This is a genomic window from Pseudomonas sp. MYb193, assembly GCF_002966775.1.
Lineage (GTDB): Bacteria > Pseudomonadota > Gammaproteobacteria > Pseudomonadales > Pseudomonadaceae > Aquipseudomonas > Aquipseudomonas paracarnis.
This window is the reverse complement of record NZ_CP023269.1, coordinates 3,682,828-3,694,436: the sequence shown is the minus strand read 5'-3', so window position 1 is coordinate 3,694,436 and position 11,609 is coordinate 3,682,828. Positions and strand designations below refer to the sequence as shown.

10 protein-coding genes and 1 pseudogene are annotated in these 11,609 nt (G+C 59.3%); 6 read left to right on the top strand and 5 right to left on the bottom strand.

Annotated features, from left to right (window positions below):
* Nucleotides 1–131 precede the first annotated feature (131 nt).
* Genes CLM72_RS16710 through CLM72_RS16695 form a run of 4 tightly spaced genes read left to right on the top strand, consistent with a single transcriptional unit; the run spans nucleotide 132 to nucleotide 4,797 of the window.
* Nucleotides 132–605 carry a MarR family winged helix-turn-helix transcriptional regulator gene (locus tag CLM72_RS16710; RefSeq protein WP_014718945.1) on the top strand — a complete coding sequence of 158 codons (474 nt, stop codon included), beginning with the start codon at nucleotides 132–134 and terminating at the stop codon, nucleotides 603–605.
* Nucleotides 602–2,053 carry an efflux transporter outer membrane subunit gene (locus tag CLM72_RS16705; RefSeq protein ID WP_105227189.1) on the top strand — a complete coding sequence of 484 codons (1,452 nt, stop codon included), beginning with the start codon at nucleotides 602–604 and terminating at the stop codon, nucleotides 2,051–2,053. Before CLM72_RS16710 ends, CLM72_RS16705 begins: the two co-directional genes overlap by 4 nt.
* A 15-nt stretch (nucleotides 2,054–2,068) precedes the next feature.
* Nucleotides 2,069–3,268 carry an efflux RND transporter periplasmic adaptor subunit gene (locus CLM72_RS16700; RefSeq protein ID WP_105227188.1) on the top strand — a complete coding sequence of 400 codons (1,200 nt, stop codon included), beginning with the start codon at nucleotides 2,069–2,071 and terminating at the stop codon, nucleotides 3,266–3,268.
* On the top strand, nucleotides 3,268–4,797 hold the full coding sequence (locus tag CLM72_RS16695) for a DHA2 family efflux MFS transporter permease subunit (protein WP_105227187.1): 1,530 nt from the start codon (nucleotides 3,268–3,270) through the stop codon (nucleotides 4,795–4,797). The genes CLM72_RS16700 and CLM72_RS16695 overlap by 1 nt, the downstream gene beginning before the upstream one ends.
* Nucleotides 4,798–5,386: 589 nt before the next feature.
* Here the strand turns inward: CLM72_RS16695 and lpxH are convergent.
* Together lpxH and CLM72_RS16680 are read right to left on the bottom strand one after the other, a co-directional pair.
* Nucleotides 5,387–6,136 (bottom strand): UDP-2,3-diacylglucosamine diphosphatase, encoded by a 750-nt coding sequence (gene lpxH, locus CLM72_RS16685; RefSeq protein ID WP_014718941.1) that lies wholly within the window; start codon nucleotides 6,134–6,136, stop codon nucleotides 5,387–5,389.
* Entirely contained in the window at nucleotides 6,133–6,636 is a 504-nt protein-coding gene (locus CLM72_RS16680) for a peptidylprolyl isomerase (protein ID WP_003174772.1), read from the bottom strand. The genes lpxH and CLM72_RS16680 overlap by 4 nt, the downstream gene beginning before the upstream one ends.
* Nucleotides 6,637–6,873: 237 nt before the next feature.
* Here CLM72_RS16680 and CLM72_RS16675 point away from each other — a divergent pair, with 237 nt between their 5' ends.
* Together CLM72_RS16675 and cysS are read left to right on the top strand one after the other, a co-directional pair.
* Nucleotides 6,874–8,574, top strand: a complete 1,701-nt coding sequence (locus tag CLM72_RS16675) for a glutamine--tRNA ligase/YqeY domain fusion protein (protein WP_003192174.1) — start codon at nucleotides 6,874–6,876, stop codon at nucleotides 8,572–8,574.
* A gap of 15 nt (nucleotides 8,575–8,589) precedes the next feature.
* The gene (cysS, locus tag CLM72_RS16670) at nucleotides 8,590–9,972 is read left to right on the top strand and encodes a cysteine--tRNA ligase (protein ID WP_105227185.1); all 1,383 of its coding nucleotides are present in this window, start codon (nucleotides 8,590–8,592) and stop codon (nucleotides 9,970–9,972) included.
* 78 nt (nucleotides 9,973–10,050) lie between these two features.
* Here the strand turns inward: cysS and CLM72_RS16665 are convergent, their stop codons facing one another.
* From CLM72_RS16665 to CLM72_RS16655, 3 genes and pseudogenes are all read right to left on the bottom strand, one after another.
* The gene (locus tag CLM72_RS16665) at nucleotides 10,051–10,353 is read right to left on the bottom strand and encodes a hypothetical protein (protein WP_105227184.1); all 303 of its coding nucleotides are present in this window, start codon (nucleotides 10,351–10,353) and stop codon (nucleotides 10,051–10,053) included.
* The gene (locus CLM72_RS16660; RefSeq protein ID WP_105227183.1) at nucleotides 10,350–11,063 is read right to left on the bottom strand and encodes a DUF4225 domain-containing protein; all 714 of its coding nucleotides are present in this window, start codon (nucleotides 11,061–11,063) and stop codon (nucleotides 10,350–10,352) included. The genes CLM72_RS16665 and CLM72_RS16660 overlap by 4 nt, the downstream gene beginning before the upstream one ends.
* Nucleotides 11,060–11,545, bottom strand: a pseudogene (locus CLM72_RS16655) (Hcp family type VI secretion system effector). The gene CLM72_RS16660 and the pseudogene CLM72_RS16655 overlap by 4 nt, the downstream one beginning before the upstream one ends.
* Nucleotides 11,546–11,609: the final 64 nt, after the last annotated feature.

Here is an 11,609-nt window from a genome sequence, read left to right as displayed (position 1 = left end):
ATTTGGTTTTCATGTCACTCCAGTCTTCGACCAACTACCAAGCAACCTAATTATTCCATTTGACATTCGCTGCCTAAGCAGTAACATCTCGTCACACATTCGCTGCCTAGGCAGTAATAAGGTGACTTTCGATGCCTCACTTCACCCCTGACAACTTCCACAACTGCCACCTCGGCCTGTTGCTGGGCCGCGCCGCGATCCTCAAGGACCGCATCATCGACACCCATATGGAACCCCACGGCATCACGGCCGCGCAGTTCAAGGTGTTGATCATCATGGCCCAGTTCGGCGTCGATACCCCGGCGGAGCTGTGCCGCAACCTGTCCCTGGACAGCGGTTCGATGACGCGCATGCTCGACCGGCTGGAGCAAAAAGACCTGCTCAGCCGCAAGCGCTCCGAGCTGGATCGCCGCCAGGTGCAGTTGGTGCTGACCGCCGAGGGCCAGCGCCTGGCGGACATGCTCCCGCACATTGGCGCCAAGGCCCTTAACCAGTTGGCCGGCGTACTTGAGCCGGGCGAGCTGGAAACCCTGGAGCGGATCCTGAAGAAAATGCTGATCGCTGCGGGTGACCCCATCACGATCCAGCGGGTAGGTCGATCATGAACACACGCGCACTCAGCCTGGTGCTGGCGGCGATGACGTTGGCCGGTTGTGCCAACTACAGCGGCCTCGATACCCAGGGCCAGCGCCTCGACGCCAATACCCTGCAAACCGGTAAATCCCTGAGCGGCGTGACGCTGTCGAGCGCCGCCTGGCCGGCCGCTGACTGGTGGAAAAGCCTGGGCGACCCGCAGCTTGACGGCCTGATCCAGGAAGCCCTGCAAAACAGCCCAGACATGCAAGTCGCCGACGCCCGCGCCCACCAGGCCGAAGCCGCCGCCTATGCCGCCAACGCCGCGCGTATGCCGACGGTGGATGCCAGCGCCGGCGTGAGCCGTTCGCGCCTGGCCAAGGACCAGGACCCACGCGGGCAGGGCGATGCCTATTCGACGGTGCGCAACATCGGCGCCAGTTTCAACTACAACTTCGACCTGTGGGGCGGCCAGCGCGCCGCCTGGGAAGCCGCGTTGGGCGATGCCCGTGCTGCCGAGGTCGATCGGCAGGCCGCGCGCCTGACCCTGGCCGCGAACGTAGCCAAGGCCTACAGCGACCTGGGCCAGGCCCATATCGTGCGTGACCTGGCCGTGGATGACCTCAAGCGTACCCGCCAGATGCTTGACCTGAGCAAGCGCCGCCTGAGTTCCGGTATCGACAGCGAGTACCAGTTCCAGCAGACCGAGAGCCTGGAAGCCAGTTCTCAGTCGCAACTGATTGACGCGGAAAAACAACTGCAAAGCGCCAAGATCGCCCTCGCCGTGTTGCTCGGTAAAGGCCCGGACCGCGGTGACGAGTTGGCGCGCCCAGCGGTGCTCAAACCCAGCGCCGTGGCCGTGCCGGCGGTGTTGCCTGCCGAGCTGCTCGGTCGTCGCCCGGACCTGGTTGCCGCACGCTGGCGAGTAGAGGCCGCGAGCAAGAACATCGACGCCAGCAAGACCCGCTTCTACCCCAACCTCAACCTGAGCGCGAGCGCCGGTGCCGAGTCGTTGTTGGGCGACGCGATGTTCGGTTCGGCCAGCCGCTTCTTCAACATTGCGCCGACCATCTCGCTGCCGATCTTCGACGGCGGCCGTCTGCGAGCCGACCTCGACGCCCGCGACGCCGACTACGACCTGGCCGTGGCCCAGTACAACAAAACCCTGGTGCAAGCCTTGGGCGATATCGGCAACAGCCTGTCCCAACTGCGCGACACCGGGCGGCAGATCCAGGCCCAGCAACATGCCGCCGACATCGCGCAGCAGTCCTACGACACCGGGGTGCAACGCTACAGCTCAGGCATCGGTAACTACCTGGATGTGCTCAGCATCGAGCAGCAATTGCTGCAGGCCCAGCGTCAGCTGGCCACCCTGAATGCGGCGCAGATCGACCTGTCGATTCAATTGATGCAGGCCCTGGGTGGCGGGTATTACGCCAACAGCGTGGCCGCGACTACCCCCGCAACACGCACGGAATAATTTGAGGTATTTGTCATGGCCACTGCCGACAGCAACAACGCAACCCAACAACCCAAAGACACCAACCCCCGCAAACGCAAAGTGATGCTGATCGGCCTGGCGCTGATCGTCATCCTGAGTGTGGTGGGCGTGTGGGCCTGGTATGAGTTCTACGGGCGCTTCAATGAAAGCACCGACGACGCCTATGTGAACGGTAACGTGGTGGAAATCACCCCGCTGGTCACTGGCACCGTGGTCAGCATCGGCGCCGACGATGGCGACCTGGTGCATGAAGGTCAGGTGCTGATCAACTTCGACCCCAACGACGCCGCCGTCGGCCTGCAGAGTGCCCAGGCCAACCTGGCCCGCACCGTACGCCAGGTACGCGGCCTGTACAGCAACGTCGATGGCATGAAAGCCCAGGTCAATGCGCAGAAGGCCGATGTACAAACCGCCCAGGACAACTACAACCGCCGCAAGACCCTGGCCCAGGGCGGCGCGATTTCCCAGGAAGAACTGTCCCACGCTCGCGACAGCCTGACCGCCGCCAAGAACGCCTTGACCAACCTTGAGCAACAACTGAAAACCACCAATGCCCTGGTGGATGACACGGTGATTTCGTCCCACCCCGATGTGCAAGCGGCCGCCGCGCAACTGCGCCAGGCGTACCTGACCAATGCGCGCAGCACCTTGATCGCGCCGGTCACCGGCTATGTGGCCAAGCGCACCGTGCAACTGGGCCAGCGCGTCCAACCGGGCACCGCGCTGATGGCGGTGATCCCGCTGGACCAGCTGTGGATCGATGCCAACTTCAAGGAAACCCAACTGCGGGATATGCGCATCGGCCAGCCGGTGGATATCGAGTCGGACATCTACGGCAGCGACGTGAAGTACAGCGGCACCGTCGACAGCCTTGGCGCCGGCACGGGTAGCGCGTTCGCCTTGCTGCCCGCACAGAACGCCACCGGCAACTGGATCAAGATTGTGCAGCGGGTACCGGTGCGCATCCACATCAACGCCGAAGAGCTGGCCAAGCACCCGCTGCGAGTGGGCTTGAGCACCGTGGTCAATGTAGACCTGCACGACCAGAGCGGCCCGGTGCTGGCGCAACAGGCGCCGCAAAAAGCCTCGTTCACCACCAACGTGTATGACCGCCAATTGGCCGAGGCCGATGCCATGATCAACCAGTTGATCCATGACAACAGCGTCGTCGCTCCCAAGGCTGCGCAACGCTGATGAGCAATAACGCCTCGTTCACGCCGCCCAGCCTGTTGATGGCCACAATCGGGCTGTCGCTGGCGACCTTTATGCAGGTGCTCGATACCACCATTGCCAACGTGGCGTTGCCGACTATCTCCGGCAACCTGGGGGTGAGTTCGGAGCAGGGCACCTGGGTGATCACCTCGTTTGCGGTGAGCAACGCCATCGCCTTGCCGCTCACCGGTTGGTTGAGCCGGCGCTTTGGCGAGGTGAAGCTGTTCTTGTGGGCGACTTTGCTGTTCGTGCTGGCGTCGTTCCTGTGCGGTATCTCTACCTCGATGCCTGAGCTGATCGGCTTTCGGGTGCTGCAAGGCTTGGTCGCCGGGCCGTTGTACCCGATGACCCAGACCTTGTTGATTGCAGTCTACCCACCCGCCAAGCGCGGCATGGCTCTGGCGTTATTGGCGATGGTCACGGTGGTCGCGCCGATTGCCGGGCCCATCCTCGGCGGCTGGATCACCGACAGCTACAGTTGGCCGTGGATCTTTTTCATCAACGTGCCCATTGGTATCTTCGCGGTGATGGTGGTGCGCTCGCAGTTGAAGAAACGTCCGGTGGTCACCAGTTATCAGCCGATGGATTACGTCGGGTTGTTAAGCCTGATCGTCGGGGTCGGCGCCTTGCAGATCATCCTCGACAAAGGCAATGACCTGGACTGGTTCGAGTCCAACTTCATCATCATTGGTGCGGCCATTTCGGTGGTTGCCCTGGCGGTGTTCGTGATCTGGGAGATGACCGACAAGCACCCGGTGGTCAACCTGCGGCTGTTCGCGCACCGTAACTTCCGGATCGGCACCATTGTGTTGATCCTCGGTTATGCGGGCTTTTTCGGCATCAACCTGATCCTGCCGCAATGGTTGCAGACACAGATGGGCTACACCGCCACCTGGGCCGGGCTGGCGGTGGCACCGATCGGCATTTTGCCGGTGCTGATGTCGCCTTTCGTGGGCAAGTACGCGCACAAGTTCGACCTGCGCCTGCTGGCGGGCCTGGCGTTCCTGGCGATTGGCTTGAGCTGCTTCATGCGCGCCGGCTTCACCAACGAAGTGGACTTCACCCACATCGCCATGGTGCAGCTGTTCATGGGCATCGGCGTGGCGCTGTTCTTCATGCCGACCTTGAGCATCCTGATGTCCGACCTGCCGCCGCACCAGATTGCCGACGGCGCCGGGCTGGCGACCTTCCTGCGTACCTTGGGCGGCAGTTTCGCGGCGTCGCTGACCACCTGGATCTGGATTCGCCGGGCCGACCAGCACCATGCCTATATGAGCGAGAACATGACCACCTACGACTCGGCCACCCGCGATGCGTTGCAGGCGCTGGGTGGGGCAGGGCAGAAGGCCTATACCCAACTGGACCAGATTCTCACCAGCCAGGCGTACATGATGTCCACCGTGGATTACTTCACGTTGCTGGGGTGGATGTTCATGGGCTTGATGTTGCTGGTGTGGCTGGCCAAGCCGCCGTTTACCGCAAAGGCGGGGCCGGCGGCGTCGGGGCACTGATTGTAAGGTCAGCGCGGTCCCTGTGGGAGCTGGCTTGCCTGCGATGCAGACACCTCGGTGTATCAGATGCACCGAGGTGATGCTATCGCAGCATAGGTATCTACATAACGCTGTAACGGTGGACGGTAACCACGATGCGAAGCGAGTCGCTCTTGATCTTGATCTGCTTTTGATCTTGATCTCAGGCGCCCCGTTAAACCACGCTGGCCGAACGCAGGCTTGAATTCGGCCCACGGATTCAAGCCTGTGTTCGGGCACACCGAGCCTAAGCGAGGTGCCGAGTGGTGGGGCAAGAGCGCTTTGGTTACTTTCGGGGGGCAATTCACGTCAGGGCGGAACCCTAAGTAGCCGTTACCGTAGGAATGGATATGTACACAATCCAGCTGTGTTGGCTGTCAGGCCGCTATCGCAGGCAAGCCAGCTCCCACATTTGGATCGCGTGCGTCAGCTAGATCAGCGTCGGTTGTCAGTCCGTCACGGGAGCAAGCTCCCTCGCCACAGGGTCAGCGCCGTACCGAAGTTGTGTAGACACCTATGGCTATCGCAGGCAAGCCAGCTCCCACAGGTTGAACGGTGTTGTGTCAGAGGTTCAGGCGCCAGGCAACGCCAACTGCGGGTTGACGAAGTCAAACGCCGCCAGCTGAAACCCTTGCTCATCCACCTGCAGCGCCCAGCCTTGCTTGTCCCAGTCCCCCAGCACAATGCGCTTGGCCGCCTGGTCGCCGATCTGCAACTTATGGATGGCGGGGCGGTGCGTATGGCCGTGGACCAGGGTGCGCACGCCGAACTGCTGCATCACCCGTGGCACTTCTTCGGGGGTGACATCGACAATGTCGTTGGCCTTCATGCGCACTTGAGCGCTGCTCTCACTGCGCAACTTGCGCGCCAGTTTGTGACGCGTGCCCAAGGGCAGGTGGCGCAGGATAAACAGTACAACCGGGTTACGCAGGATGCGCCGCAGCTTCATATAGCCGAGGTCGCGGGTGCAGAGGCTGTCGCCGTGCATCAACAGCACTGGCTCGCCATACAACTGCACGACTGTCGGGTCCTTGAGCAAGGTAGCGCCTGCCGCTTTGCAGAACGCCTTGCCGATCAGGAAATCACGGTTGCCGTGCATGATGAAAATCGGGGTACCGCTGTCGCTCAGCTCACGCAGAGCCGCGCAGATGGAACGCTGGAAGGGGGTCATGCCATCGTCGCCAATCCAGGCTTCGAAGAAGTCCCCCAGAATGTACAACGCCTGGGCGCCACGGGCGCGGCCGTGGAGCAGATCCAGAAACGCCCGGGTGATGTCCGGGCGCTCCTCTTCCAGATGCAAATCTGAAATCAGCAATATCACCCAACGATCTCGGCTTTCTCGACGATCACGTCTTCGGCTGGAACGTCCTGGTGACCGGCCTTGGAGGTGGTCGATACGCCTTTGATCTTGTCGACAACGTCGGTGCCTTCGGTGACTTTACCGAACACTGCGTAGCCCCAACCCTGCACGTTCTTGCCGCTGTGGTTCAGGAAGGCGTTGTCGGCGACGTTGATGAAGAACTGCGCGGAGGCCGAATGCGGCTCCATGGTACGGGCCATGGCGACGGTGTACTTGTCGTTGGAAAGGCCGTTGTCCGCTTCGTTCTGGATGCTTGGACGCTTGTCTTTCTTTTCTTTCATGCCCGGCTCGAAACCGCCGCCCTGGATCATGAAGTTACCGATGACGCGGTGGAAAACAGTGTTTTCGTAGTGGCCGGCTTTGACGTATTCGATGAAGTTGGCGACGGTGATCGGCGCTTTCTCGGCGTTCAGCTCGATAACGATGTCACCGTGGTTGGTGGTCAGTTTGACTTGAGTCATGTTCGCTACTCTTTTCAGGGAATTCGTGGGTGTGGGCGCCTGGGCACCTTACCTGTCTGGCTAAACGACGGCCAAGGCGCGCAGTTTAGCGTGCCCTGCGGGAATTTCGAGGTGGTTTTTTACCGCCCGGGCAATTAATTGGCCGCGCTCTGTATGTGTCTTGACTGCTTCGGCTATTATGAGCCCTTTGTTTTATCTGGCCCCACCTGGCCACGCACCTGTCTGTTCAAGGATCCTATGAGCAAGCCCACTGTCGACCCTACCTCGAATACCAAGGCCGGACCTGCCGTCCCGGTCAATTTCCTTCGCCCGATCATCCAGGCGGACCTGGATTCGGGCAAGCACACGCAGATCGTCACCCGTTTCCCACCTGAGCCCAACGGCTACCTGCACATCGGCCACGCCAAGTCGATCTGTGTGAACTTCGGCCTGGCCCAGGAGTTCGGTGGCGTCACGCACCTGCGTTTCGACGACACCAACCCGGCCAAGGAAGACCAGGAATACATCGACGCCATCGAAAGCGACATCAAGTGGCTGGGCTTCGAATGGTCCGGTGAAGTGCGCTATGCCTCCAAGTATTTCGACCAGTTGTTCGACTGGGCTGTCGAGCTGATCAAGGCCGGCAAGGCCTATGTGGACGACCTGACCCCGGAGCAGGCCAAGGAGTACCGTGGCACGCTGACCGAGCCGGGCAAGAACAGCCCGTTCCGCGACCGTTCGGTGGAAGAGAACCTGGACTGGTTCAACCGTATGCGCGCCGGCGAATTCCCGGACGGCGCCCGCGTGCTGCGCGCCAAGATCGACATGGCCTCGCCGAACATGAACCTGCGCGACCCGATCATGTACCGCATCCGCCATGCCCATCACCACCAGACCGGTGACAAGTGGTGCATCTACCCCAACTACGACTTCACCCACGGTCAGTCGGACGCCATCGAAGGCATCACCCACTCCATCTGCACCCTGGAGTTCGAAAGCCATCGCCCGCTGTACGAATGGTTCCTGGACAGCCTGCCGGTACCGGCGCACCCGCGTCAGTACGAGTTCAGCCGCCTGAACCTGAACTACACCATCACCAGCAAGCGCAAGCTCAAGCAACTGGTCGATGAAAAACACGTGCATGGCTGGGACGACCCGCGCATGTCCACGCTGTCGGGCTTCCGCCGCCGTGGCTACACCCCGGCGTCGATCCGCAACTTCTGCGACATGGTCGGCACCAACCGTTCCGACGGCGTGGTCGATTTCGGTATGCTGGAATTCAGCATCCGTCAGGACCTCGACGCCAACGCCCCGCGTGCCATGTGCGTGCTGCGCCCGTTGAAAGTCGTGATCACCAACTACCCGGAAGGCCAGGTCGAGAACCTCGAACTGCCGCGTCACCCGCAGAAAGAAGAGCTGGGCGTACGCAAATTGCCGTTCGCCCGCGAGATCTACATCGACCGTGACGACTTCATGGAAGAGCCGCCAAAAGGCTACAAGCGCCTGGAGCCGAACGGCGAAGTGCGCCTGCGCGGCAGCTACGTGATCCGTGCGGACGAAGCGATCAAGGACGCCGACGGCAACATCGTCGAGCTGCGCTGCTCGTACGATCCGGACACCCTGGGCAAGAACCCTGAAGGCCGCAAGGTCAAGGGTGTGGTCCACTGGGTGCCGGCCGCTGCCAGCATCGAATGCGAAGTGCGCCTGTACGATCGTCTGTTCCGCTCGCCAAACCCTGAGAAGGCTGAAGACAGCGCGAGTTTCCTCGACAACATCAACCCTGATTCCCTGCAAGTACTCACTGGTTGTCGTGCCGAGCCATCGCTTGGCGACGCACAGCCGGAAGACCGTTTCCAGTTCGAGCGCGAAGGCTACTTCTGCGCGGATATCAAGGACTCGAAACCTGGTGCTCCGGTATTCAACCGTACCGTGACCTTGCGAGATTCGTGGGGCCAGTGATTTAAGGGAAACATCGTGCTAACGATCTACAACACGCTCAGCAAGACCAAAGAAGTCTTCAAACCGCTGGACGGCAACAAAGTGCGCATGTACGTGTGCGGCATGACCGTGTACGACTACTGCCACATCGGCCACGGCCGCAGCATGGTTGCTTTCGACCTGGTGACCCGCTGGTTGCGTTTCAGCGGCTATGACTTGACGTACGTGCGCAACATCACCGACATCGACGACAAGATCATCAACCGTGCCAACGAAAACGGCGAGTCGTTCGACGCGCTGACCGAGCGCATGATCGCCGCCATGCACGAGGACGAGGCGCGCCTCAACATCCTCAAGCCGGACATGGAACCGCGTGCCACGGACCACATCCCGGGCATGCACGCGATGATCCAGACCTTGATCGACAAGGGCTACGCCTACGCCCCAGGCAACGGCGACGTGTACTACCGCGTCGCCAAGTTCATGGGCTACGGCAAGCTGTCGCGCAAGAAGATCGAAGACCTGCGCATCGGCGCGCGTATCGAAGTCGACGAAGCCAAGCAGGACCCGCTCGACTTCGTACTGTGGAAAGGCACCAAGCCGGGCGAGCCGAGCTGGGAGTCGCCCTGGGGCGCCGGGCGTCCGGGCTGGCACATCGAATGCTCGGTGATGTCCACTTGCTGCCTGGGCGAGACCTTTGACATTCATGGCGGCGGCAGCGACCTTGAGTTCCCGCACCACGAAAACGAAATCGCCCAGAGCGAAGCCGCCACAGGCAAGACCTACGCCAACGCCTGGATGCACTGCGGCATGATCCGCATCAATGGCGAGAAGATGTCCAAGTCCTTGAACAACTTCTTCACCATCCGCGACGTGCTGGAAAAGTACCACCCGGAAGTGGTGCGTTACCTGTTGGTGTCGAGCCACTACCGCAGCGCCATCAACTACTCGGAAGACAACCTCAAGGACGCCAAGGGCGCCCTGGAGCGTTTCTACCACGCGTTGAAAGGTTTGCCATCGGTTGCGCCTGCTGGTGGCGAAGCGTTCGTGGCACGCTTCACCGAAGTCATGAACGACGACTTTGGTACGCCTGAAGCCTGCGCGGTATTGTTTGAGATGGTGCGCGAGATCAACCGCTTGCGCGAGACCGATATCGACGCAGCGGCGGGCCTGGCAGCACGCCTGAAAGAACTGGCCAGCGTGCTGGGCGTGTTGCAGATGGAGGCCGATGACTTCCTGCAAGCCGGCGCTGAAGGGCGTGTGGATGCCGCTGAGGTAGATGCACTGATCCAGGCGCGTCTGGCGGCTCGCACCAATAAAGACTGGGCGGAATCCGACCGTATCCGCGACCAACTGACCGCGATGGGTGTGGTGTTGGAAGACGGCAAGGGTGGGACGACGTGGCGGTTGGCTGACTGACGGTTGAAAGCTGCACGCTGAATAAAAAAATGCCCCGACTGGTTCGGGGCGTTTTTTTACAAAAAATAGCGATGTCACTTAGCCTTTCCACCACCAGTTCAAGTCCTGCTTGACTGGAAATGCACTGGCGTGGAGAAAGAAGCAGGCAAGTGCTAACCATCCGATAAAAATATGCTCGTCGATGATATCTGGTCTATATCCAAGAAATGGAAATATATTAAGATCCGCAATTTTATAATGTGCTCGCATGGCCAGCATGTTTGGAATCATTCCGAGAAAAAATTTTGTATATCCTAGCTTTCTACTAGACAGTAATATTCTGAGTGAGAATGCCAAAAAGACCCCGAGTGCAGATAGAACGGGGAACAACCAAACAGTCATTTTTTGACCTCTTGATGAATTTGTTCTATTGTGATGCTATTTATAACTGCTTCAGCCCCCAATGTTCCTGGCTTCATAAGCTTGTAGGCTCGTATACGATCTGTGTCGAGATATCTAAACAAGCGCCAAGCATCAGGCTTTAGTACATGCCGAGCACCACTATAAACCGAGAGCCCTATATCTACCGATCCATAGGCCATATTCGCTTCTCGCTCTCCATAGCCGACGGCAGATGACATCGCATGATAGCCCTCGCGAACTGGGCCGATTGTGTCGGATTGCCCGGTCATCAAGTTGCGGCCACCTTCGTAAATATTATTTGCGCCATGCGCCATCAATGGCACACCCGTAATGAGGCAAAGGGTGCCCGCCGACGCGTAGCAAATTCCGGCACCCGTGGCTATTTGCATTGCGCCCGCAACGGCTCCAATTCCATTTCTCCCAATCGCTATTGATTGATCCAGCAAACTACGCTGCTCTTTTTTAATCTCAATCAGCCCCTCTGCAATTGTCTTTTTCCCTTGCTCTACATCTCTGACAATACTACGAGCGTAGTAGGCAACCTCTCGGTTGAATATCGAACGATTAACGCCATCCTGAAGATGCCGGGCACTTATTGCACATGCATGATTGGTTAGTTTTGCAGCGGCTTGGCTGACGACCCATAAGTCATAAAAGTTCGGTGTTTGATTTTCTTTCTTTGATTTCATCGCCCGGTTTCCCATGAGCCATAGCCGCTGGTGCCCGCTAGATGATGTGTCCAGATGATTTCCCGATAACGAATCGACAGATGTTCCTGTGCGTCTACATCGTTCAGCAGGACGGAGTGGGGGACATCGACGGTCAGGCTGGCAATGATGCAGCCCCTGATATCGACGGTGTAGTATTTTTGGTGCTGGCCGAACTGTGAAATGCGATAAAAGTTGATCACGCAGTTCAGTTCTTCTCTATTGGATAACGCCACGGCCAGCAGGGGCGAAGATTTATCAATATTTTTTGTAATAACCACCGGGCCGTGCGTGGAGGCTCTGATGTTGCCGGTATTGAGCATATTGTGATTGAAGGACATCACCATGATTTCGTCTCGGTGCCCCTCCTGGCACTTGTTGCCGATGGAGTCTTGGGTTGAGCAACCAGCCTAGATCAGGCCTTGAGATTTTCCGTTAATGGACATGTAGCCGTGGTTAGCCATGGACGTTGGCATCCTGATTTATTCGCCATAAACATACAAAAGAATGTAAATAGGAAATATCGGA